The sequence below is a fragment of the Pelatocladus sp. BLCC-F211 genome (assembly GCF_041928655.1).
Classification (GTDB): domain Bacteria; phylum Cyanobacteriota; class Cyanobacteriia; order Cyanobacteriales; family Nostocaceae; genus Pelatocladus.
Genome location: NZ_JBHFLM010000248.1, coordinates 46,280 through 71,885, shown reverse-complemented (window position 1 = coordinate 71,885; position 25,606 = coordinate 46,280). Strand labels below are relative to the sequence as shown.

Genomic DNA, 25,606 nt, shown 5'->3' with positions numbered 1-25,606 from the left:
TAAAAGTAAAAAAATGAACATTATTATTTTATCTCACCTTTATCTTGCCCAATCTAATATCCCTGATATCCCCGATATTCTCAATAGTGGTTTCACGACTGCTAAAACAATTTCGGAAAGTTGGGACAAACAATGGTTAGATTTATTACAAAATAACACTAGTGAAAATTTATATGGAGCATTAACAAATCTGGGTGTATTTTTCGCCGTCGGCACCCTCTTGTTTTTCATGATACAATGGCTTCGAGATGTTATATACAGTGAATATTCCCGTCCAATTTCTGCTTTGATTTGGCCTTTTATAGTGGTAATACTGCTAACTAATACAGGAAGTGGTAGTGTATTATCTAATCTTACACTGGGAATCAGAAATTTTATTAACACAGTGAATCAGCAAGTAATCACCACAGCAGATGCTAATAAAAATTACCAGCAAGCATTGAATATGGGTGTTGCTGAAGAAGTAGCTGGCTCTATGCTGCGTCCTTGCCAGTCATTAACAGGTGAACAACAAAATCAATGTTTTGTGAGAGCCAAAGAAAAAACTGACATTCTTTGGCAGACATATAGAGATTTATATGGTGATAAAGTTTGGATTAGTAGATTAGAAAATAAGATTAATCAGATTGCATATAGTACTAGTAGTGTATCAGAAAATACATTTAATTCTTTTTTAGGTTCCACAGTCCAAACTAGTATCAAAAATTTTCTCATTTCCTTACAATATGCCTTTCAAAATTTAATCGAAGCTACGATGTTGCTAGTAGCGACTTTGGGACCATTAGCTGTGGGAGGTTCTTTGCTACCTGTTGCTGGTAAACCAATTTTTGCTTGGATGACTGGATTTTTATCGTTGGGAATTGCCAAAATTTCCTTCACTATTATTGCAATTTTAACTGCCACAGTGATTGTTAATGGCCCTGGTGAAGATGCAACAGCTGATCCTGATTTAATGTGGTTCATGATTTTTTTAGGACTTTTAGCACCAATAGTATCTTTGCTTTTAGCTGGTGCGGGGGGATTTGCAGTATTTAATGCAATTAGTAATACAGCTGCGTTGGCAAAAGAGAGGATATAATGGTACGCCTATTAGAGAAAAAGCAGCGAACAATTAGTCTTTTGACGACATTTGCGATCGCAACTTTCGGATTGCAGTTATTAGTTTTATTTTTATTAGCATTCCAAGGTTTAAAAATTCGTCAACTTAGTCTGAGAAAACCCGCCTCTTTCGTACAATTAATAAATGGTCAAGCAATAACTGTGACTGATGACTTGGAAAGAGATCCAGAAGTAATTCGCCAATTTGTCAGTAAAACCATGACCTCAATGTTTAACTGGTCTGGTAAACTTCCACCACAAAATGTTGAAGAAGTAACCAAACCTAAACCAGATTTAGGCATACTTATACCAACACCCGAAGGGAATAGCAAAAAAGTTAGTACTAGTAGTTGGATTGCTAGCTTTGCGATTTCAGAAGATTTTCGCAAAGGTTTTTTAAGTGAAATAGCAGCGATGACGCCACCAGAAGTTTTCGCTAATAATTCTAGCCAAGCAATAAACGCACAAATAGTTATTAAGCGGGTTTATCCTCCTCAAAAAATTAAACCTGGTAAGTGGCGAGTTGGTTTAGTTGCTGATTTGATCCAAACTAAAAAATTGGATGGGAGAAAAGTTATTATTCCCTTCAATAAAGATTTACTTGTACAAGCAGTCGATTATTTTCCTTATCCGCTAGATGATACTTCCAGCGTTTTACAAAAAGCTATTTATAGTATGCGATCTGAAAAATTAGAAATTTACGAAATCCGTAATTTATGTCTGTTAGATCAATATAACAGTTTAAGTCAGGAGCAATTACGGCAGTGTGGAATTGAAACACAATCAGATAGCTTTGTGAGGTAATCAAATAAAATTAGACTTTGGTTGCTATTTCATCCATATGGAATTTCATTTTATAGAATTAACTCATGCAGTTACTTAAACAAGAAAATAAAAAGAAAAGTAGTATATTACCATTGTTTGCTGTTGGAACTTTTGGTTTAAATATCTTTGCATTGCTCATACTAATGTTCCACGGTTCGATGTTGCAGCAGCTAAGTAAGCAATTAACTCCTCAAAGTTTAGTACAACTTGCTGATGGTAGTGCGATCACAGCAGACCCCAGGCAAAATTTAGAACGATATCCAGACACCATCCGGCGTTTCGTCGGTGAAACAATGACCTTAATGCTAACCTGGTCTCAACAACAGTCGCCGGAAACAATATGGGAAATTAGTTCAGAGCTTTTAACAAATGAAGTCAAGCAAAAATTTCAATCCGAGATTATTAATCCGAATACAGTAAACCAATTTGCGAATCGCGGTGCTGAAAGTGTTTTTATTATTCAAAGAATTTCTCAACCTGTAAAAATTGCTAATGGCAAGTGGAAAGTAGAGTTACAAGGGAATCAATTAATATTTAACAATTCTGATAGATTAGGGAAAGCGATCGCATTCAATAAACAAATCTTAATCCAAGCAATAGATAATCAAAAAGCAACATTACCTGATCTACCACTATCCTGGCATATAGCAGCTTACCGGATCGGTGAAGCTAGACTAGAAATCTACAATATATGCGACATCAAAGATAAAAACTGCTCCTGATCAAACAAAAGCTTTATTATGACTCGATATTCTATTCCTTCAGAAACTCATCCAGAAAATATAGATACTCCGATTAATGAGAATTACCAACCGGAACTAGGATTATCTGATTGGGAACTGCAAATGGCAAAATTGGTTGGCTTTGAGGAGGAGTCTCCAACCATTGAAACACAAACAGAAACAGAAGAAGATGCAGTCAACTTACCACAGCCATCTTCACCTTCCCCAGCGCCAGAAGCTTCCACTAAGCAGGCCTTCTCATCAAATCCTTTTGCTAAATTAGCCTTGGTAGGGACTACCACTTTTGCTTTAGTTTTAGTGGCTGGTGCTTTTTTGTCACAGCTGATGAGTACTAGCAATCAAAAACCCAGAAAAACTAATATAGTTTCACCAAAAACGCCGCAAACAACTACTGAGACGCGCCTACAACAACTAGAAGGAGAAGTAGAGACTTTAAAAACAAAATTAGCCTTAGCTGAACAAGCGCAAGCAGTGAAATTAGCACAGCAACAGCTAAGAACTCAAAAAGTCACACCAGCACAACCAACTTCTCAGGTAGCAAATTCCAGAGATAACAGAGCCAAAATTGCTTTGCAAAAAACACCTACACCTACAAAAACAGTTTACATGCCGCCAAGGGTAGTAACGCGGATCGTCACAGTACCCCAAACTCCACCACAATCTACTTCACCGCTACCTGTAGTTCCCACACCAGAAACTCAACCAACAGTTCAATTCACTCCCCAACCCACACCAGATCCATTGCAGGAATGGGCAAGATTATCGAAATTGGGTAGCTATGGTCAAGTTTTAGCTGTTGCTACACCTAATAATACCAATGTAAATCGTCCAACTTCTGTACCTGTACCTGTACAAAATACTCAAATTCTGCCACAAACGGCCAACTCTCAATCCCAGGATAATACGCCAGAACCACCAAGTTCTATTGTTAGTCAAGCACAATCAAATAGTCCAAAGTCTGTAAGAGTAGGAACTAGTGTAAAAGCTGTATTAGCTACTGCTGTCTTTGGAGAAACTAGTAGAGCGACAAACAATAATAAGAAAGATAACAGTCCTCAAAATGTCTTTGTAGTTCGCTTAAAAGAACCATTAAAATCAACAAATGGTGAGGTTGTATTACCAGAAAAAACTGAGTTATTGACTCAAGTTAGTTCTATTTCTGAACAAGGTTTGGTGCAGTTAGATGTAGTCAAAGTAGTTAGGGAAAACAATGGCAACTTGATAGAGCAAAGCTTACCACAAAACGCCATCCTCATTCGTGCCTCAGCAGGTAAACCTCTAGTTGCTAACCAATATAAGAAAGGAACATCCACTAGCATGATTGATGCTCAACAATTCGTATTGGGGGGGATTGGTAAAGCCGCAGAATTGTTTAATCGTACAGAATCGCAAGTTACTACCACTTCTACAGGTACTGTTGTTACCAACAGCAATCCCCGACGCAATCTCTTAGCTGGAATTTTGGAGGGTGGTGTGAGAACAGTAGTTCCCCAAATTACCCAGCGTAATCAACAGGCGATCTCTCAAGCAATGCAACGCACTAATATTTGGTTTTTACCAGCCGGAAAAGAAATAGAAATATATATCAATCAAACCATGCAGCTTTAATATTAAGTGGGTCGTCAAACAATTTTGGATTTTGGATCTTAGATTTTGGATTGCTCCCACAGATAAATCCGCTTTCTTGTAACATCAAGAAATTAGCGATCATTTGTTTTTTTACCACTTACCGACCTCAATGGATAGTATAAGTCAATACGCTTCAATTAAGCCCCAAGATCCCGCAGGGTAATTTCGCGTCTCTACAGACCAATTTTCTGTACCAAAAATCCTTAACACCAAGCGTATTGTAGTATAAGTGTTCAAGTGGACATGATATGAAACATCACATTAACCTACAATTCAAACCCCCAAAAAATTCTTATTTATTAACTCTAGCTTCTCTAATTTTTTCTGCTGCAATCATCATGGTAGCAGGTCGTGCTTTAGCTAATAATGCTGTTCTCCGTTCTATATTTTCTTGTCAAGCGCAAGGTTTAGGAGGAGCAACACCTACTGTCAACGTCTGGTTTCAGCAAGGGACAAATTTAAGTTTTATTCCATCTGGAGAAACAATTAAAAAAGTTTGGTTAAATGACCCATCCCAGGTGACAATGGATTTTGATGGGCCAATGTGTATGCAGTTTGGTCCAGACCGCAATAACAACACCGGAGATTGTAAAAACTCCGCAGCACATGTAATTCAACTCAGACGAATTGAGAAAATAAATATTCCTGGTCTACCTAACACTAATAAAACACTTTTAACAGTAGTTACTGAAGGAAGCGGGAAAAACAAGTTATACACCTTTGAAATTGTCTATGATACTGGCGCTCCCCAATATCATACTTTAGCAATTTACCCTGACCCCCCTACTGCTAGTTCAACTCCTGCTTGCGTGAGAGTTGGACAGTCAAAAAATTGACCAGCCATATTCCTCCAGCTAATACTAATAACAACGGCGTCAACCAATCACCCCAACGCACATATAAAGTCTGTGTCTGGCGACGATAAATCGTTTCAGCGTGAATCTCGTAAGTATTATGTCCCGATATCCATTTTGTTCTCCCGTGGGGATCTACAAAAGCTGAATATCCTGTATTTGTCGCCCGTACTGCCCATCTATCAGTTTCAATTGCCCGCATGATATCCTGGGCATGATGCTGTGCTGGCATTGATGCACTGTAATGAGCATCATTTGATGAACTGAGAATAAACTGTCCGCCTGCTTGAGCTTGATAGCGAAATACTTCGGGAAAAGCAGATTCGTAACAAATACCTGCGATCGCACGACCAAAAGGCGTGTTAAAAATTTGATTTGGTGAACCAGGAACTTGGTGTTCATCCAGTGGTGACAAGCGACTAATAATCCCACCTAAAAGTTCTTCAAACGGCACATATTCACCAATGGGTACTAACTTCGCCTTGTCGTAACGGCTGAAAACCCTACCATCTCCTGTGACAGTTAGCAAGCTATTTGTATAACTTTTTCCCTTTTGTCCAAAACCGCCAATCCAAGCTACCACCCCTTGCGATCGCACCGCCGCCACCAAGGAACTACGTATAAGATTACGCTCAAAGAAAGGTAAAGCCCCTTCTGGCGTCAGTACAGCGTCTACTTTTTGGTCTGCTAAGTTTAGATACCCAGTAGTATAGCCTTCTAAAGCCCGACGCAAGCCTTCTGGATAAAGTTTTATTTGGTTAGGAATGTTACCTTGAATAATTCCGACCTTCAGGGCTGCGGCTGGCGGTTGAACTAGAGGACGGGTGTATAAAACAAAACCAGTTAAGTGTACGGTAATTAACAAACCCGCGGCGGTAATTAAATATTTATTCACGAATCGCCAACCGGATTCGCGTGTATCGCGGTTGATAAAAGCTTCAGCAATCAGTCCATTGACGGCGACGATCGCAGCTGTTACGGCATAGGGACCGGAAAGTTGACCAAGATGCAAAATTACCAGATTATACGGGCTTTGTGTGTATGAAATAGAACTCCAGAACAAAGCCCCCCAACTCAAGATAGTCTCGATACCACACCACAAGGCAGTACCAATGAGAACACGAGCGTAGGGTTGTGGCATAGAATAACAAATAATTCTCATCCCTGTTGCCCACATTGCCACAGATGCAGCACCCCAGAGAGTGATAAATACCCAACAAAAAACAGCTATTCCCAAACTTGCTAACCAAGGAACCCCCATCCAAGTCATGGGGTGAATTCCTGTGATCCAAGATAGGGCTAAACCGTGATAACCAATACCCCAAGCTAAACCTATGAAAAATTGAGAATTAAAGATTAAAGATGAAGGGTTTTGCAAGTCATTTTTAATCTTTAATTTTTCATTTTTAATGACTAACACCCATAGCGGTGCTAAGGCGAACCATGCTAAAAACCAAGCATTGACGGGGGCGACGGTCAGCCCCATCAAAATACCGCTCAAGGCGGCGATCACGAAACGCAAAAGCAAAGAGGAGCTGACACGGAGAGTAAAGGTTTCTCCTCGTCCCCGCGTCTCTGTGTCCCCGTATCTTTTATTACTCTGGTTCTGTCGCATCACCAGTATCGGGGGGAACGATCGCTACTCCTGTAATTACATCATCTTCGTCTAGACGTTGTACACGTACCCCTGTGGCAGAACGGGATTGGACGGAAATTGCATTTACTGCCTGTCTGATGATGATACCGCGACTTGTAACCATCATAATTTCATCGTCGTTATTGACAATGTGTAAGTTGGCTAGTTGGTCTTTGATTTTGCGGTTTTTGAATTTGGTTGCCATTAAACCTTGACCAGCCCGATTTTGCAAGCGGAACTGGGCAACGGGTACGCGTTTACCGTAACCTCCAATTGTAATTACCAGTACCCACGGCCCTTGATAGGCGTTACCTGGTACTTCTGTGGTTTCTTCGGTTTCGATTGCTTCGGTTTCGATTGCTTCGGTTTCGATTGCTTCAGTTTCGATTGCTTCGGTTTCGATTGCTTCGATTTCTGCTTCTGAGACTGGGGCCAAATTATCTAGAACGGCTGCGGGTAGAATATCCATTCCTACCAATTCATCTTTAGCCTTGAGTTTCATGGATTTCACACCACGAGTAGCACGACCGAGAGGACGCAGTTGTTCATGGTTACAACGGAAGTGAATCGCCATACCTTGACGGGAACCAATGATCACGCTGTCTTCGACTTTTGCCCGTCGTACCCAACGCAGTTGATCGCCTTCTTCTAGGGAAATGGCAATTAAGCCGTTGGCACGAATATGACTAAAAGCTTCCAATACGGTTTTCTTGATGTTGCCACCTTTGGTGAGCATGACCAAATACTCATCGCTGGTAAACTCACTGACGGGTACGATGGAGGTAATTTTTTCTTCTTTGGGAATTGGCAACATCTGCACAATCGCTGTGCCGCGACTGGTACGGGAACTTACGGGAATTTGGTAGGCTTTGAGGCTGTAAACCACACCGCGATCGCTAAAGAATAACAGGCTATCGTGGTCACAGCATGTCAAGAAATGTTCGACGCCATCATCGTCTTTGACTTTGGCAGCCGCTTTACCTCTGGTGGCACGGTTTTGGGCCTCAAAGGTGTTAACGGGCATCCGTTTGATATAACCTTGCTCGGTGATTAAAATGATCGCTTTTTCGTTGGCGATCAAGTCTATGTCTTCTAAGTCGCCTTCGCCGTGAGTAATTAACGTCCGCCGAGGTGTAGCAAATTTAGTTTTGAGATACTGGATTTCGGTTTCGATAATTTGCAGTATCCGTTCACGCTTTGCCAAAATATCTTGCAAGTCGGCGATTTGAGCTTGTAATGCTTCGTGTTCTTGGCTGATTTTATCTGCTTCTAGGGCTGTTAAGCGTCGCAGTTGCATTTGTAAAATTGCATCTGCTTGCACTTCTGATAGTCCGTAAGTTGTGATTAATTCTCCTTTGGCTGTTGGTGTATCCGCAGCGTGGCGAATTAAAGCAATAATTTCATCGAGGTGAGATAGGGCAATTAATAACCCTTGCAAGAGATGGTCACGTTCTTCAGCTTTCCGCAGTTCGTACTGGGTGCGTCTGGTGATCGCTTCGATACGAAAATCCAGAAATACTTGTAGAAACTGCTTGATGGTGAGGATTTGGGGTTCACCGTTGACCAACGCCAGCATATTTGCCCCAAAATTAGCTTGCAGGGGCGTTTGCTTGTAGAGATTGTTCAGAACTACACGGGGATAGGCGTCGCGCTTGAGTTCGATCACAATTCGCATCCCATCGCGATCGCTTTCATCTCGGATGTCAGCAATTCCCTCGATGCGCTTGTCGTTTACCAACTCAGCGATTTTCTCAATTAATGCTGCTTTGTTGGTTTGATAGGGTAACTCGGTGACGATAATTGCTTCCCTTTCTGGGCGTCCCCGCATTTCGATAGTTTCAATATTTGCTACACCACGCATCGTTATAGAACCGCGTCCAGTGGTGTAAGCTTCTTTAATCGCCGCAGTACCAAGAATGTGAGCGCCCGTGGGAAAGTCAGGCCCGTGGATATACTGCATTAATTGGGTATCAGTTATTTCTGGATTATGTATCACTGCTACTAACCCATCAATCAATTCACCCAAATTATGGGGCGGGATGTTGGTAGCCATCCCGACAGCGATCCCTGAAGAACCATTTAATAACAACTGTGGTAATCGTGCGGGTAACACGGTCGGTTCTTGCTGCGAACCGTCGAAGTTGTCGGCAAAATCTACGGTTTCTGATTCGATATCTTGGAGTAGAGCATCGCTAGTCAAAGCTTGCAAGCGGCATTCGGTGTAACGCATGGCCGCCGGAGGATCGTTATCTACAGAGCCAAAATTACCATGCCCTGCAATTAAAGGCGATCGCATGGAAAAATCCTGCGCCATCCGTACCAAGGCATCATACACTGCTGTGTCGCCGTGGGGGTGATATTTACCCAAAACTTCCCCTACAACACGCGCACATTTACGGAAGGGACGGTCTGAGGTCAACCCCAACTCATGCATAGCGTAGAGGATACGCCGATGGACAGGTTTCAGACCATCCCTGGCATCTGGTAGCGCCCGTCCAACAATGACGCTCATGGCATACTCCAGGTAAGACCTGGACATTTCGTTTCGCAGATCTGTAGGGATAATCCTCTCCTGAGAGGTTGTCATAGCCTAAAAAACTCCAATAATGGCTAGTTTTAGCGATTAAAGCGGAAATAAGCAAGATTATTACAAACTAAGCTTGAATAATTGCCATAATTTGTTACAATTTTAGCACAAATTGTCCATTTCTGGCTGTTAAGCAAGAGCAAACGGGGTGTAGAAGTGTAGGGTTGTAAGAGCGTAGGGGTGTAGGAAGAGATATATTTTTATGCCCTTGTTGTCGGCGCGATCACCCATCTGGTGCAATAGCTGCTGCAATCTGTTTTAACGCAAGTGCTAACAACATCCAAGAGTTTGTCCACACAAAAAGCGATCGCAAACTACAAACTGTTTTTTCTCGGAATCACATTTCTGATGCCACCTTTAGCACCAACAGTATCACCTTTATAGCGTGGAATAATATGAATACTGGCGTGCATCATATTTTGACCTGCATCTCGGTTGATGTTCATTCCTACATTGAAACCGTCGGGTGCAAATTCTTGGTTGAGAATTGCTTGCACTTTATTAACCATCAGCCAACAAGCAGATTGCTCTTTAAATGGTAGCTCAAAATAATTACTCACATGGCGTTTTGGGATAATTAAAACATGACCTTTACTCACAGGATAACCATCAAACATTGCATAGGCTGTTGCTGACTCAGTTAATACTGTGAGGTGTTTGTAAGGATTACAAAATATGCAATTATTAGAAGAATTTCTCTGGAGATTATAATGCTTGTACTCATAAATTTCGTAAGATTCATCTAACTGAATTGATTGAAAAGGAAGTTTAACAATACATTGATATGTAGGTTTTTTGTGGATATAATGTTCTCGAAAACCTTCTTTTTTGATATCTCTTCTCACTGCATAATAAGCTTTGCCCCCCGGTTTTAATAAATGTGAAATTTCCATGAGAACACTTGCTTGTTCTTCAGAAAATAAAACATTTAAAACATAAATGCAAATTATTGTGTCAAATTTATCTGTCGGATATTGGGGAAAATAATAAGGATCATAACCTGTAATATCAAATCCTTTTTTTCGCAATAATTTAACATCATTGCCAAAGCCACAACCAAAGTCTAGGACTTTACCTTGAAGCAGATTTTTATCTAATAAAAAATTTGTCGGTACTGATAGATAAACTCTTTCGATGGCTGTGAAGTGGCTAAATTGATTTTTGTGCTTTTTCATGAAAAAATAAATCTTCTAGGAAGACTTGCAAGAAGCGTTCGCTAATTATAATCAAGTGTTCTGATCAATTTTATGAAGCGATCGCACTCACGTCCACAAAAAAGCGATCGCGACTTTTAGTTCAGGTAAAAATCGCGATCGCATTCACTTTGTGTTTTATAGTCTTGGTGGTTAGCAAATTTTCACCACTCAGACAGCAAACTATCTCTTAGTGCCAAACAAACACTTTTGCTTCGTAAGGACCAATATCAATCATAATCCCATCATCGCCAGCTTCGACATCATAGTTTCCTGTCCATTCGTGCCATTTTCCACCGTTGGGAAAATTAGGAACGTGATAACCAGCTAAGAAATTTTCCGAGAAATTAGTGATCACAACCACACGGGAACCTTCATCATTCCAGCGACTATAAGCTAATATTTTTGCCTCTGGATTTTCATGGATAAAGTCAATATTTTCTGTGTAAAGAGCATGATTTTGTTTACGCAGGCTAATTAAACCTTTGTAGTACTCAAATAAACCGCGATTCAAATCATTACCTAGTAGTTTCCAGTCAATTTTTGCTGATTCTGGAGTCTTAGGTTTGTACTCACCAAACTCTTCACCCATCCAAACTAAAGGTACACCAACAGCCGTCATTAAAATTGCAACACCAAGCTTAATTCTTCGGAAGGCTTCCTCATCAAAAATGTTGCGATCGCCTAAATCAACCATCAAATGATTATGGTCATGATTTGTCACATAATTGACAACATTTGTAGCGCCCATAAAGCCTTGACGCTTACAGTCAATAACATCTTTGAGTCGTTCTAAATCAAATGTTTCACCACAAATATGTTCCTTAATACAGTGATAGAAACTATCATGCCAGCAACCATCCATTGGACCATCGACATTGGTGACGCTGGTAGTTTCAGGAATATATTCGGCAACATTATAAAAAGGTTTTGCACCAGCAGTTTTCTTAGCTTCTTGTACAATCCAGTGCATGAAGTCGTAATTCGCAATTTGACGCGCTGCATCATAGCGAATACCATCAAGATGATATTCTTCAATCCAAAAACGGATTGTATCACCGATAAATTTTCGTGCAGGATAAGTCTCTAAATTTTCATCATAGAATTCGTAATTAAACTCAGGACCCCAGCTATTATCAGGGTCACGTGGAGAATGATGATACCAGTAATCGTGATCAATTTGAGTTAATGGACTAGATGCTTCTGAGTGATTATAAATCCCATCCATAATCACGCGAATTCCTCTAGCATGACACTCATCAATCAGATTCTTTAAACCAGATGTCGGACCATAACTTGATTCTGTGGCAAAAAAATAGCGGGGATTGTAACCCCAGCTATGATCACCTGGATATTCTTTCACAGGCATTAACTCAATAGCATTAATACCCAATTCACAGAGATAATCTAATTTTTCAACTACATGCTTATACTTTCCGCGTGCGTAAGGATCATCTTCACCACCAGAAAAGTCACCAACATGTAATTCATAAATTACTAACTCATGGTCAGCAGGTAAAGGTTTATCATCGTGCTGCCAAACATAAGTATCAACTATTCTTTCTCCATCTTTGATATGTACAATACCGTTATCTTGACCACTTAATTCATCTATATCTATTGCATAAGGATCTGTAACATCAACCCATTGGTCTTCTTCAAAAAACCATGATTTTGACTGTACACGAAATTTATATTGATAATCTCCATCCTCTAATTCAACTGTGGTACGGAAATAACCATCCTCACCTTTCTCCATTGGAATTTCTTGCCAATCAGAAAAAGAACCAATTAAAGCTGCTGCTTTGTTATATGGGGCAAATAGATTAAATTCAATTGGCTTCGCCATAATACTTAAGTTTATTTAAGTTAGTGAATCCTTGCATGATTATTCTCTAATTTTCTAAAAAAATAGCCAATCTTTCCCTAGAAATAAATAAATAACAATGACTCTATCTTCAGGAATAAATATTTAAGAAATAATCAGAAAAATAATTAAGTTAGGTAAGAGACGCGATTAATCGCGTCTGTACAATAGTCATTTGTCATTTGTTATTCGTCATAAGGCTTTTTAGTGATTTTGCGTTTCCCCCTTGTCCCCCTTCTCCTCCTTGTCCCCAATCCCCCCCAACGACCTAAAATTAAAGAAACTTGCACTGATTGCTTGGTCAGTTTAAAAATATATAGGGCAATGCACACGGGGAAACTAACGTGAGTCAAGGATTTGATTATGATTTAGTGATTATCGGCGCTGGAGTAGGCGGACATGGAGCTGCCTTGCACGCCGTTAGCTGTGGTTTGAAGACAGCGATCATTGAAGCGGCTGATATGGGGGGAACCTGTGTCAACCGAGGCTGCATTCCTTCTAAGGCATTGCTAGCAGCCTCTGGACGTGTACGGGAACTAAGAGACGCCCATCACCTGAAAGCGTTGGGAATTCAAGTCGCAGGTGTACAATTTGAGCGACAAGCGATCGCCAACCACGCTAACAATCTTGTCGCAAAAATTCAAGGCGACTTAACCAACAGCCTCAAACGTTTGAGCGTTGATATTATTCGAGGTTGGGGCAAAATCGCAGGCACTCAAAAAGTAAGTGTAATTACAGATAGTGGTGAAAAAACAATCACTGCCAAAGATATTATTCTTTCTCCTGGTTCCGTTCCCTTCGTCCCTCCTGGCATTGAAGTAGACGGTAAAACAGTATTTACCAGCGACCAAGGTGTAAAATTAGAGTCATTGCCAGATTGGGTAGCAATTATTGGTAGTGGTTACATTGGCTTGGAATTTTCGGACGTTTACTCGGCTTTGGGCTGCGAAATCACCATGATCGAAGCACTCGATCAATTAATGCCAGGATTTGATCGTGATATTGCCAAACTTGCCGAACGGGTGCTAATTACTCCCCGCGATATTGAAACTCATGTGGGGATATACGCCAAAAGAGTCATCCCAGGTTCACCAGTGGTGATTGAATTAGCCAACTTCAAAACCAAAGAAGATGTAGATGTGCTAGAAGTTGATGCTTGTTTAGTAGCAACCGGACGCATCCCAGCTACTCAAAATCTCGGTTTAGAATCAATCGGTGTAGAGTTAGACCGCAGGAATTTTATTCCCGTCAATGACACCATGGCTGTGTTAAGTGGAGGCGAACCCGTTCCACATTTGTGGGCAATTGGTGATGCTACCGGCAAAATGATGCTAGCCCACGCTGCTTCTGCTCAGGGTATTGTAGCAGTAGAAAATATCTGCGGTAGACATAAACAGGTAGACTATCTAAGTATCCCCGCAGCCGCTTTCACTCACCCAGAAGTTAGCTATGTCGGGATGACCGAAGCACAAGCCAAGGAAAAAGCCACCACCGAAGGTTTTGAAGTCGCAGTGGCAAAAAGTTACTTCAAAGGTAATTCTAAAGCCTTGGCAGAAGGCGAAGCCGATGGTATGGCAAAAGTAATTTATCGTAAAGACACCGGTGAAGTTCTAGGAGTCCATATTTTTGGAATGCACGCCTCCGACCTCATCCACGAAGCCTCAGCCGCGATCGCCAACCGTCAATCTGTCCACACCCTCGCCCATCTAGTTCACGCCCACCCCACACTCTCAGAAGTCCTAGACGAAGCTTATAAACGAGCAGCCAGTTAGGGATCGGGGATCAGGGATCGGGGATCAGGAAATAATTTAGTTCCTAGTTCCTAGTTCCTAGTTCCTGGTCCTCAATCCTTAATACCTAGTTTCGAGTCCCTTTTCCCTTTCTTCAATCCCCAATCCCCAATCCCCTTTTCCCCAATCCCCAATCCCCAATCCCCAATCCCCAATCCCCAATCCCCTTTTCCCCAATCCCCTTTTCCCCAATCCCCAATCCCCTTTTCCCCAATCCCCAATCCCCGATCCCCGATCCCTTATCCCCGATTCCTACTATGCAAATCCGTCGCCGTCCACCAAACCCAAGTGTTGCAGTGTCTAGCTTAAGATATCAGGTTGCTACTCATGATGCTGAACCAATGAATATCTTAGAAAAAATTGTTTGGCAAAAAGAAGAAGAAGTAGACCAAATGCGCGAAAAGCAACCCCTAAAGGAGTTGCAAAAGCAAGCTTTAACTGCACCCCCAACTCGCGATTTTGTGGCAGCACTGCGAAATGGTAAAACTAAACCAGCTTTGATTGCTGAAGTCAAAAAAGCTTCTCCCAGCAAAGGTGTAATCAGAGAAGATTTTGACCCAGTGGCGATCGCTTTGCAATATCAACAAGCTGGTGCTAGTTGCATTTCAGTGTTAACGGATGAAAAGTTTTTTCAAGGTAGCTTTGATAATTTAGCTAAAATTCGCGTTGCTGTCGATTTACCTTTATTATGTAAAGAATTTATTATTTATCCCTATCAAATGTATCTAGCCCGTATTCTTGGAGCAGATGCAGTTTTGCTCATTGCAGCTATCCTCAGCGATCAAGATTTACAATACTTTGTCAAGATTGCCAATGCTCTCAATATGACAGCATTAATTGAAGTCCATACTCTTACAGAACTTGACCGTGTATTGACTCTAGATGGTGTTTCTTTGATAGGAATTAATAACCGCAACCTCGAAGATTTTTCTGTTGATTTACAAACCACTTGTCAAGTTTTATTAGCAAGAGGTAAAGACTTACAGGAACGGAACATTCTTGTTGTAAGTGAGTCAGGATTACATACCCCAGATGATCTAAATGTAGTAGAACAAGCAGGAGCTTCTGCCGTACTCATTGGTGAATCATTAGTCAAACAACCAGATCCAAAATTAGCGATCGCTAATCTGTTCACCAAAGCTTAATTATCTTAGTAAAAACAGGATTCAAGCAAATCTTTGTCGTCTATGTAACAATTCGCTGATTAACACACAGTCTTGGATTTGAAATCAAAAGGTACAATTAAAAATAAACTTCATGGAGCAAATTCCTCTACCTTCACCCATCCATTATGAACTCATACTGCAACTACTAGAAAGACAAACAATGTTAGCAGTGAGTAATAATCCAGAACTGCGAAATCAAGTGAATCAGCTAATCATTACTCTCCGCAAAGCTGCTGTTCAACAAAAACATTTAGAAGAAATTTGTCAGTGTTCATCTATGAATGTTGATCACCGTTGGTCACTTAATCATCTGAATACTGAGCAAATATCTTCACCCGATTGACTCGAAAATTTCTTGGCGTCTTAGTGTCTTGGTGTTGAAAAAATTATCTTTTTACCACCAAGACGCTAAGAAGACAAGGGTGAATATTAACTTCAGAAGCATCTAAGTTTGGCATCACAGAAGAATAAGAATGATCAAACCCAGCAAATTTTGTATGCTCAAATGCGTCCGGACGACCAATCGAATCAGCACCAATTTGTTGGGGTTTGAGGTAATCAGAGAATTGATTAGGACTACTATGAGCTTGGTCAGTCAAAATTTGACGTAAGTCGCTTCCATATTGATTGGGAGCAAAATCAGTAGTGATATCTTCTTTATTTTGTGTATTGTTATCCATCAAGCGATCGCCTACAACACCAGCAGCCAACTTATCTTCTCCTGGATCACCGATGAGGCTATCATTAGTATTTACTTGAAGTGTTGGTTCAGAAGATGTAGAAAACTCGGAAGATGGAGGGTTTGGTATCTTGCTAATAGGATTAAGATCACCACTACCAAATTCCTGACTCCAATAATTGTTATGGAAACCAGTGCCGATTTCAGTATATTTGGGATTGAGAATATTTTCCCGGTGTCCAGGACTGTTCATCCAATCTTGAACCACCTGTTCAGGAGTTGTTTGACCTGCGCCTATGTTCTCTCCCATGGTTTTCGCTTCATAACCAATATCCTCAGCTCGCTCCCATGGTAAAGAACCATCTGCTCCTGTATGACTTAAAACACGACGTTCTGACATCTGTTTAGCATATTCGTCAGCAACATAGTTGAGTTCAGCATTCTCTTTCAAAGCAGGAAGATTATTCTTCGCTCGTTCTTGGTTAGTTAGTTCAACAACCTGTTGTTCAAATGTCGTGTTGTTTGAAGCCATTTATGACTGTCCTCGGTGTTTTCAAAATAGATTTTTTGTATTGACCCCACTTATGATGCGACTTGGTGTCTTGGTGTCTTTGTGGTGAAAAATAAATCTGTATTTAACCACTAAGACACAAAGACACAAAGAAAACTATGCTTTGAAGGAGATCCCTACGAACTGAGAACAAAGTTACTGGGTTTTAAGCTTGATGCATCAACGTTTGGCAACATGATGAAATTCTCGAAACCGCCGGATTGTTGATTTCCATCCATGTCTAGGCGAACGGCTGTATCAGCACCAACTTGTTTGAATTCCAGGTAGTCAGAAAATTGATTTGGGCTTGTGTAAGCTGAATCAGACATAATTTGACGCAAGTCGATCGCATCTTGATTAGTGTCAAAATCGGTAATGGTATTACCTTGATTTTGCAAATCTTCATAGATAAAGCGATCGCCTCCAGCATCACCAAGAAGGATATCGATACCATCACCATTGTCAAGGCGATCGTGCCTATATCCTTTGACTTCTGCCTTACTCTTAATAAAGTCTTGTTCTGCCTCCCATTTCGGAGAAGTAGATTGATTGACGTGTTCTAAGGCACCCCAAGCACCCCATTTAGTCGGTGTGGTGATGTCATTGTAAATCACTAATTCACTACCGTTAGTTAGCTGATCCCAACCTTGGAGATATTCTCTATACAACTCACCCATGCGTGGATCACGGTTAGCCTTGATGAATAAATCCGTGATCGCATCATTATTTTCTGATCCGCTAAGACCTGTAAGATGCTGTCCGCCTTCATAGCCAACTAAATCAAGACCATATTTCTTAGCCTGTTCTGACTGTTGGCTGATGTTGTCTAGTTGTTTAGGTAGTTCTGTGTTGTGCAAGTAGTCAAAGACTTTGTTCAAACCTCCATCTGATTCTTTTGTCCAGCCTTCTACTTCTGCTTCTGCGGTTGTCCAATCTTGTTTACCAGGAGTCACAAATATTCCCAGGTAAGGGGCAATGGCGATCGCATCCACTGTAGAATTTGGATCATACGCCTTCACCTTCTGCATCAGTTGATCAGTCAACTGTAAATTACCATTCTGAGCGCCGAGTACCGTGACTACTCGATTGCTATCTTGACCAAAAGCTTTATCCCAGATATCACCCATCTCTTCTGTACGGCGACTGTGCCAGTCTGTCCAGTCACCACCCAGCTTTTTCCCTTGGTCTTGCGCCCATTGATGTTGACCAAAAACCCCATTCCACACTTCGTTGGAATATTCTACATAAGCCTTCAGGTTTGGGTTGAGTTTTTCTTTGACAACTTTGGCAAAGTTGGCAATGTACTCATCCGATGCTTGGTGAGGCATATTGAACCAAGGATTAGCCCCGGTTCGATTAGCCAAATCAACCATCACTTCTACAGGCACACCCTTATTAGAGTAAATGTAATTAGAAGTATCAACTGTCGGTCGATTTTTCCAATCACTCTGTTGAGAGTTGTTAGTACCCATCCAATCCATAAACCGGAGGGTAGAAAAATTGTCAATTTTATTGACAAAGGTAGGATTAAATACCTGAGTCTTGTAGTTTTTTTCCTCGGTTTCCGGTACAAGATGAATGTTGCGAAGATAATTTCCCGTACCTTTAGGATCTGTTTGGGTAAGCCATATAGACATACCCTTGCTAGAAGGTGTGAGATCAATCACATCACGACCAGGTTTAGAAGCAGCTGTATCTAGTTTGGCATCTGCCCCATACTCTAACTTGCCTTCACCGTCGTACAAAACAACGTATTTACCACTAGGGTAGTTTTCTTTGACTCCTGGCGTGGGAGAGATCAGATTGACCAGAGTTTGAACGCTATCATAATTACTCTCTCCTGATTTTGGTAAGGATTTTAACCAGCCATTTTCATCTAGATTCAGTTGAATTCCTTGTGGCTTTTCACCTGTTTTGAAATTTTGAGGCATCCAGTTACTAGCCGTTTTGAAGTGATCCAAGAATGGTAATTGGCTAGACCAGTAAGAAACTCCACTTAGATTTGTGCCGAGATTATTCGCCATGACTATCCTTTAATGAACGCCAAATGGTAGATTCCCTGGAATATGTAGTGACTGGGTTTAGGGGTATGAGGGTGTCAGGGTGTAGGGGGAGAAGCTTACTACCTAAACCTCCTTGTACAGCAGATTGCCAACCTAGTTATTTCCCCTACACCCCTACACCCTTACACCCAGCCAAGCGTAAAGGTTTTAGCTTAGTGAACGTGTCATTACTAAGACTGGAACTCATAAGCACCAATATCAGTACCTTGACCTTGACCACGTTGTTTAGCGTCGTAATCCAGCTTTGCGTAATCACCAATTTCTGCGGAACCAGTATCAATTGCTGGCGAATTTGATGTGAGTTGGAAATTCTTGCCATTTAAATCAGCAAATCCAATCGAATCAGCCTGAGTGTTGTTCTCAGCTTTCAAATTATTCACTCCATTGCCGGTTTCATAGCCTTTTGCAAACTTATTCGTGAATAAGTTGTGGTCTAAGGTCACATTGTCAGCATCTTCAACGAACCCATTACGATAACTACTATTAGCGAAGATATTGTTGCGAACTAGAATGTCACGAGGTCGATAACCGCCATAGTTATCAGAGCCATCTATCAAGAAACCTTGAACATTGCCATCAACTGTATTGTTGACGATTTGAACATCACTAACATTACTGCTGACACCAATTCCTTGACCACTATTTACCCCGTCTTTACCATTGCCAAAAACAATGTTGTTGTAGACACGGATACCAGACACATCCCCTTGATTGGGAACTTCATCTGTAATCACAAGTCCACCAGCAGTGTTATTGGCAACAACATTGTTGTAAACATCAATGTTGAACATATCAGCACGGTTGCCTTCAATATAGAGACCAGGACCACCACTGTAACCATCAGGTGTTCCGCTAACTAAGGCTTGATCAGTAACAGTATTGTTGTGAACAGAACCATTGCGGGAACCAGTTTTGATATCAATACCTTCGCGGTTGCCTTCTTTAACAGTGTTATTAGCCACCTCGAAACCATCAACGCCCCAGATACTTAATGATTCCTGTGTTCCAGTGTTGAGGTCAAAACCATCGTTGATATTGCCTTCTTTAGAAGCGTTACCCTTCCAAATCCAACTAGCTCGTTCAACAGTGTTGTTGAGTACCTTGATATTTTTACTAGTTACCTCGGCTTCCCCACCGTTATAGTAGGTATCAGGCATGACGATGATACCGGAGGCACCAGTTTCGTAGGTGTGGTTGTTCTGCACAGTCATGTTATAGGCATCACGCAAAGCAATTCCCGCCCAGGATGTGTTCTCAATCCGGAAGCCATCAATTACCCAGTTACCTTTTCCAGCTGACTGAATCACTCCTTCCCGGAAAAAGCCATTATTGGGGTCGGGGTCACGCAGAGTCACATCACCATTAGCTTTAAGCGTGATGTCACCCAACTGACCATCACCAGATTTCCCAAGGGTGATAAGTTCTGTGTAGGTTCCGGGTTGAACTAGAATCGTGTCACCTGCCTTGACAGGAGAAGTCTCATTCACCGCATGGTTTACAGTTTTCCAAGGTTTTTCAACTGTGCCTGGATTATCATCACTGCCATCGGGTGCAACGTAGTAGATATTTTGAGAACCATTGGATTGACTTGAGTCTTTAGTCGCTGCTAGAACAGTCGGTTCTTGGGTAGATTTGCTAAAGTCAATACTCGTACCTAGAACATCTGAAGTTTTAGTTTCTGATTGAGTATCAGAACTAGGCTGTATTAAAGATTGATCAGCAGAATTGCTGAAATCCTTGCTCCCATTGTCTTTGATTCCAGTTAGAACGTCTCTATTGTCACCACTGAGTGTTTGATTGCCATTGTTGCTTAGGAATTGTCTGTCTTCTGTCTGAGAAAATAGGCTGTTTCCTTTGCCAGCATCTAACCAGTTATCTTTCGTGCCTAAGCCTTGATCCTGCCAAACACTGACTCCTGAGTTGGGTAAGGATTTTACCCAGCCATTTTCATCTAGATTGAGTTGAATTCCTTGCGGCTTTTCCCCTGTTTGGGAATTTTGAGGTATCAAGTCACTAGCCGTTTTGAAGTGATCCAAAAATGGTAATTGGCTAGACGAGTCATAAACCCCACTTAGGTTTGTGCCTTGAGTATTCCCCATGATAATCCTTTAATTCACGCCAAATTAACGCCAAATGGTAGATTCCCTGATATACCTACGGGAAAAAGATCAACAGAGTTGAAATAAGAATTATTTGCAACTACTGTTGCTTTTAGTACGCAGAAGCTAGTAACTCATTTGTTTTGTGATTAGTCATTTGTATTTACGCACGTGTATTTAGAACAAGTGACTAATGCAATTTTTGAAGCAATTCTTGAAGCAGAAAAGATATATACGCCTAAAATCAGTTTCCGTGCAGGATAGTTGAACTCACGAGATTGTTGCGACTACGACAAAAAGTGGTGACTACGAAACCGTTCACTCATTCACACTCATTCAGAATAAAAGCTACAGTAGCTTTTTTCACGCTTTTGTTGTGACAGTTGAAAGACTGTCACAAGGTACTAACAATAAACTTTATACAGGTATTTTTAATATACTTCTATATATTGAAATTTGACATAATTGAGTCATTTTTAGTAGATTGCTATATTTTGCTTTTGATATATTCGTTAATCTGTGCAGCGAAAATGGCTTTGTCAAGTATTTTTGTTGACCCAAAAAAATTTTTTGAGAAAGTTTTTACTGTAAAAAAAATCATAAGTCTTTGTCAAAAAAGTCGCAAAACAGTATATGATGTAATGTTTTGGTGAAGTGAAGCAATAGTGTGGATAAAAAATTGACAAAGTCTTATAAAAAAAATTCCTGATGCAACTTAAAACCTGATGTATATCCAATAGAGACAGGGTCTATCTATTTGTAGATTGACTTTTGTGTCCTCTCACCTCAGTGAGATGTTTAAATAAATTTTCAAACATTAGATAAACCGATCGCACAAGCTAGGAATTATGACGATACAAACCTTGCAAGTGGGTAACGAAGTACTTCAGGCAGATCAGTTAATGTCTTTGCTACATCGTTATCAATTGTTGCCGCAGGTATTACGCGCCAAAGTTATAGATGAGGCGATCGCTTGTTTCAGTTGCACAGAATTAGAGAAGCAAGCAGCAATTAACAGCTTTTATCAGCGTTACCAACTCACCTCATCAAAGTTAAAACAAGCATGGTTGCAAAAGCACCAGCTAACAGAAGCAGCTATGCAAGAATTGGCTATTCGCCCGGTGTTGATCAAAAAATTTCAGCTTGCAATGTGGGGCAATAAATTAGAGTCTTACTTTATGCAACGCAAAGGAAATTTAGATCAAGTCGTATATTCTCTAATTCGTACCCAAGACGAAGGACTAGCCCAGGAATTGTATTTTCGGATTTGTGAAGGAGAACAACCTTTTGCTAGCGCCGCCGAGAAATATTCCCAAGGTCCAGAAGCACAAACAGCAGGGATATTAGGGCCAGTTCCGTTGTCTCAACCCCATCCAGTCATTCAACAAATCTTATCTGTGAGTAAACCTGGCCAACTTTGGAAACCACGGGCCATAGCCGAGTGGTTTGTCATCATTCGCCTAGAAAAATTACTACCTGCACAATTAGATGACGCTATGCAGCAGCAGTTATTGGATGAACTATTTGAAAACTGGATACAAAAACAAGTGCAAACGCGTCTACAATCCTCCAACCAGAATGTAGACGTTGTGGCAGCATAAACTACTGACACTATCTCAGTTTTAGGGGCAACCCAGATAGCCGACTTTGTGGAAATTTGGGACAGTAAGTGAGGTTGTGAGCAAAGGAGACAAGAAAAATTACACTTTTTCTCCCCCAACCCCACCGACGTCTAAAAGTTGGTGGATAAGCCACAAGGTTTTGTGGGAGTTTCTAGGAGAAATTCAGATGAAGCCAGCTATTACCCAAACCGACATCATAAAATTCTTAGCCGACACCCCCCCTTTCACTAAACTACCACTTGCCACCTTAGAAACAATTGCAGCGAAATGCCAACTGTTGCAATATCGCACTGGACAGTGGATTTTGGTTAAAGAAAGAATGCCAGCGCAAGTAATCGTAATTTATCAAGGACAAGCGCGGCTATTGGGCTACGACCAGCGTAGGGCTGCTCAAATTAGTTTGACAGTCGTAGAGCCAGGAGAGTTCCTGGGTTGGCTAGGATTAATACGTGGGGTAAGTTGCGAAGCAGCGATCGCCTCTAGCGAAGTCATAGCCATTACTCTAGACGCACCAATATTTCTAGAGTTAATGGCTACACAACCAGAGTTTAAACAAGCAGTGCGATCGCGTCCTCAGATCATAGAAGTGTTTGAACTCCTGAGTTTAGAACTCCAACGACAAGCAGATGCAACCACCGATTTAAAAGACTTAGTGCGTCAGGTTTGGCAACAAACAACGGTGGTGAATGCACCACCAGGTAAACTAAATTTGCAGGAATTGAATGATGACTACCTTTGGTTAATCAGCGCTGGGATGTTCGACGGAATAAGCATTGGTAGTCGGTTACAGTTAGATCACAACCAGCAAAAAATTTGGCACAGTGAAACCGAAATCCGCTTAATCGGTATTCCCTGGAAATCTCATACAGAGAAATCTCGCAATCACAATACTTCCACTCTAGCAATCTCCCCTGCCCCAGAATACCCACCTAATCCTGCTGTCGAATATATAGCGCCACCAGACACCATATTCGTATCAGGACAAGGTACTGTCGATGCTCCCTTGGCATGTTTCCAAATGCTACATCGCATTTTAGGGGGTTCTTTTCGCCGTGACTTAATTCGCAAAGTCTTAACAAATCAACTTAAATCTCATAAGCAAATATCACTGCAAGTAGCAGGCGCTGTTGTCGAAATGATGGGTTTGCAAGCCCAGTTAGTCAAAGTCCCTGTTAACGTTATCAACCGTTTAAGTGCGCCAGCAGTAATTTACTGGCAAGAAAACTTGGCCTTACTCTACAAAATCACAGAACATGAAATTGTGGTCGCTGCCCCAGAAAAAGGCATTTCTCACTATTCAGTAGCGGAATTTGGTAAAATCTGGGGGCAATCAGGACAAGTCCTGGCGATCGAAAAACCAGAAGAAGAACGTCCAGAAAAATTTAGTCTGCGTTGGTTTTTGCCTTATATCTACAAATATCGCTTGGTATTGATTGAGGTTCTGGTTGCTTCGTTTTTTGTGCAAGTATTTGGTTTGGCAAACCCGATTATTACCCAAATCATCATTGATAATGTATTGATGCAAAAAAGCCTCGATACTCTCGATATTTTGGGGATTTTCTTGCTGGTAATCGCAGTATTTGAGGCAATCTTAACGAGTCTGCGTACTTATTTATTTGCTGATACTACCAACCGCATTGATATCCGCCTGGGTTCAGAAGTTATTGAACATCTGTTGCGATTACCCTTGAGTTACTTTGAGCGTCGTCGCGTCGGAGAATTGGCAGGACGAATTAATGAATTAGAAAATATTCGTTCTTTTTTGACAGGAACAGCATTAACCGTAGTCCTAGATGCGGTGTTTTCTGTGATTTATATCGCCGTCATGCTGTTTTATAGTTGGGTGCTGACACTGGTTGCTTTGGCTTGTGTGCCATTGTTTGCCATGCTTACAACTTTTGTGGTTCCCATTGTGCAGCGACAATTACGGAAAAAAGCCGAACGCTATGCTGATACTCAATCTTATTTAGTTGAGGTACTCACCGGGATTCAAACAGTCAAAGCTCAGAATATAGAATTAAAATCTCGGTGGCAATGGCGCGATCGCTATACCCGCTACATCAGCGCTGGATTCAAAACTGTACAAACTTCCAGCACCGCCAACTCCATCAGTGGATTTTTAAATCAATTCTCTAGTTTTGTGTTGTTGTGGGCAGGCGCTCATTTAGTGATTTCTAATCAACTCACCCTTGGTCAATTAATTGCCTTTCGGATCATTGCTGGTTATGTTACCAGTCCTCTGTTACGTCTGATTCAACTTTCACAGAACTTTCAAGAAGTAGCATTGTCTATTGAACGTCTTGCTGATGTCTTAGACACTCCCCCAGAAGTATTACCAAGCGATCGCCAAAATATCCAATTACCAGAAATTGAAGGCGCAGTCAAATACACAGGCGTTTCCTTTGGTTTCAATCCTGACGATGCTTTGCAACTGCTTAATATCAATCTTGATATTGCCCCTGGTACTTTTGTCGGCATTGTTGGACAAAGTGGTTCCGGCAAAAGTACAATGACAAAATTATTACCCAGACTCTACGAACCTTTAACAGGGCAAATCCAAATAGATGGTTATGACATTAGAAAAGTAGAGTTAAATTCCCTGCGTCGTCAAATTGGAATGGTATTACAGGATACCCTGTTGTTTGAAGGGACAATTCAAGATAATATTGCCCTAATTCGCCCAGAAGCAACTACCGAAGAAATTATTGCTGCTGCCAAAGCTGCTGCTGCTCACGATTTCATCATGGCACTACCCAACGGCTACAACACGATTGTGGGGGAACGGGGTTCTGCACTTTCCGGTGGACAACGGCAAAGAATCGCGATCGCCCGTACAGTTTTGCAAAATCCGCGACTACTGATTTTAGATGAAGCCACCAGCGCCTTAGATTACCAATCAGAACAACAAGTCTGTCACAACCTCATGGAAGTCTTTAGTGGGCGCACTGTCTTCTTCATCACCCACCGTCTCAACACCGTTAAAAACGCCGATGTCATCATCATCATGGATCGGGGTGCGATCGCTGAACAAGGAACCCATGACGAACTCATGGCTATGAAAGGACGATATTACTGTCTCTATCAACAACAAGGACAAGAAGAATAGTCAATTGTCAATTGTCATTTGTCATTGGTCATTGGTCATGGGTCATTAGTTATTTTGTTTGTCCCCCTTCCCTTGTCTCCCTTGTCCTCCTTGTCTCCC

At 41.2% G+C, this 25,606-nt stretch carries 17 protein-coding genes; 10 read left to right on the top strand and 7 right to left on the bottom strand.

The genetic code is table 11. The features are described 5' to 3' along the window. Positions 1-13 precede the first annotated feature (13 nt). From ACE1AT_RS30195 to ACE1AT_RS30175, 5 genes are all read left to right on the top strand, one after another. Entirely contained in the window at positions 14-1,078 is a 1,065-nt protein-coding gene (locus tag ACE1AT_RS30195; protein ID WP_374874827.1) for a hypothetical protein, read from the top strand. Next, a complete protein-coding gene (locus tag ACE1AT_RS30190) occupies positions 1,078-1,902 on the top strand; it encodes a hypothetical protein (protein WP_374874826.1) in 825 nt (274 codons plus the stop codon). Before ACE1AT_RS30195 ends, ACE1AT_RS30190 begins: the two co-directional genes overlap by 1 nt. A gap of 65 nt (positions 1,903-1,967) precedes the next feature. After that, entirely contained in the window at positions 1,968-2,645 is a 678-nt protein-coding gene (locus tag ACE1AT_RS30185; RefSeq protein ID WP_374874825.1) for a hypothetical protein, read from the top strand. Positions 2,646-2,663: 18 nt separating this feature from the next. Beyond that, on the top strand, positions 2,664-4,274 hold the full coding sequence (locus tag ACE1AT_RS30180) for a TrbI/VirB10 family protein (protein WP_374874824.1): 1,611 nt from the start codon (positions 2,664-2,666) through the stop codon (positions 4,272-4,274). Between the two features lie 269 nt (positions 4,275-4,543). Continuing rightward, entirely contained in the window at positions 4,544-5,131 is a 588-nt protein-coding gene (locus ACE1AT_RS30175; RefSeq protein ID WP_374874823.1) for a hypothetical protein, read from the top strand. On the opposite strand, the gene lnt is transcribed toward ACE1AT_RS30175, so the two are convergent. The 4 genes from lnt to ACE1AT_RS30155 all read right to left on the bottom strand — a co-directional run bounded on the left by lnt (position 5,085) and on the right by ACE1AT_RS30155 (position 12,414). Next, entirely contained in the window at positions 5,085-6,764 is a 1,680-nt protein-coding gene (gene lnt / locus ACE1AT_RS30170) for an apolipoprotein N-acyltransferase (protein WP_374874822.1), read from the bottom strand. The two genes, ACE1AT_RS30175 and lnt, sit on opposite strands and share 47 nt — an antisense overlap. After that, positions 6,745-9,372 carry a DNA gyrase subunit A gene (gyrA, locus tag ACE1AT_RS30165; RefSeq protein ID WP_374874821.1) on the bottom strand — a complete coding sequence of 876 codons (2,628 nt, stop codon included), beginning with the start codon at positions 9,370-9,372 and terminating at the stop codon, positions 6,745-6,747. The genes lnt and gyrA overlap by 20 nt, the downstream gene beginning before the upstream one ends. A 314-nt stretch (positions 9,373-9,686) precedes the next feature. Then, positions 9,687-10,547: a bifunctional class I SAM-dependent methyltransferase/HIT family protein gene (locus ACE1AT_RS30160; RefSeq protein WP_374874820.1), complete on the bottom strand. Its 861-nt coding sequence runs from the start codon at positions 10,545-10,547 to the stop codon at positions 9,687-9,689. A gap of 208 nt (positions 10,548-10,755) precedes the next feature. Further along, the gene (locus tag ACE1AT_RS30155; protein WP_374874819.1) at positions 10,756-12,414 is read right to left on the bottom strand and encodes an alpha-amylase family glycosyl hydrolase; all 1,659 of its coding nucleotides are present in this window, start codon (positions 12,412-12,414) and stop codon (positions 10,756-10,758) included. A gap of 362 nt (positions 12,415-12,776) precedes the next feature. Here ACE1AT_RS30155 and lpdA point away from each other — a divergent pair, with 362 nt between their 5' ends. The 3 genes from lpdA (at position 12,777) to ACE1AT_RS30140 (ending at position 15,731) form a co-directional block, all read left to right on the top strand. Next, positions 12,777-14,204 carry a dihydrolipoyl dehydrogenase gene (gene lpdA, locus ACE1AT_RS30150; RefSeq protein WP_374874818.1) on the top strand — a complete coding sequence of 476 codons (1,428 nt, stop codon included), beginning with the start codon at positions 12,777-12,779 and terminating at the stop codon, positions 14,202-14,204. A 275-nt stretch (positions 14,205-14,479) separates the two neighbouring features. Then, complete coding sequence (gene trpC, locus ACE1AT_RS30145; protein ID WP_374874817.1) at positions 14,480-15,367, top strand: indole-3-glycerol phosphate synthase TrpC; 888 nt, start codon at positions 14,480-14,482, stop codon at positions 15,365-15,367. Between the two features lie 112 nt (positions 15,368-15,479). Then, a complete protein-coding gene (locus tag ACE1AT_RS30140; protein ID WP_374874816.1) occupies positions 15,480-15,731 on the top strand; it encodes a DUF5340 domain-containing protein in 252 nt (83 codons plus the stop codon). Positions 15,732-15,774: 43 nt separating this feature from the next. On the opposite strand, the gene ACE1AT_RS30135 is transcribed toward ACE1AT_RS30140, so the two are convergent. The 3 genes from ACE1AT_RS30135 to ACE1AT_RS30125 all read right to left on the bottom strand — a co-directional run bounded on the left by ACE1AT_RS30135 (position 15,775) and on the right by ACE1AT_RS30125 (position 20,779). After that, complete coding sequence (locus ACE1AT_RS30135; RefSeq protein ID WP_374874815.1) at positions 15,775-16,599, bottom strand: CAP domain-containing protein; 825 nt, start codon at positions 16,597-16,599, stop codon at positions 15,775-15,777. A 155-nt stretch (positions 16,600-16,754) separates the two neighbouring features. Then, positions 16,755-18,641 (bottom strand): type I secretion C-terminal target domain-containing protein, encoded by a 1,887-nt coding sequence (locus tag ACE1AT_RS30130; protein WP_374874814.1) that lies wholly within the window; start codon positions 18,639-18,641, stop codon positions 16,755-16,757. 209 nt (positions 18,642-18,850) lie between these two features. Beyond that, the gene (locus tag ACE1AT_RS30125) at positions 18,851-20,779 is read right to left on the bottom strand and encodes a right-handed parallel beta-helix repeat-containing protein (RefSeq protein WP_374874813.1); all 1,929 of its coding nucleotides are present in this window, start codon (positions 20,777-20,779) and stop codon (positions 18,851-18,853) included. Positions 20,780-21,627: 848 nt separating this feature from the next. Between ACE1AT_RS30125 and ACE1AT_RS30120 the strand changes: the two genes are divergently transcribed. Together ACE1AT_RS30120 and ACE1AT_RS30115 are read left to right on the top strand one after the other, a co-directional pair. Continuing rightward, positions 21,628-22,380, top strand: a complete 753-nt coding sequence (locus ACE1AT_RS30120) for a peptidylprolyl isomerase (protein WP_374874812.1) — start codon at positions 21,628-21,630, stop codon at positions 22,378-22,380. A gap of 187 nt (positions 22,381-22,567) precedes the next feature. Continuing rightward, positions 22,568-25,507, top strand: a complete 2,940-nt coding sequence (locus ACE1AT_RS30115; RefSeq protein ID WP_374874811.1) for a peptidase domain-containing ABC transporter — start codon at positions 22,568-22,570, stop codon at positions 25,505-25,507. The last annotated feature ends 99 nt before the right edge of the window (positions 25,508-25,606 follow it).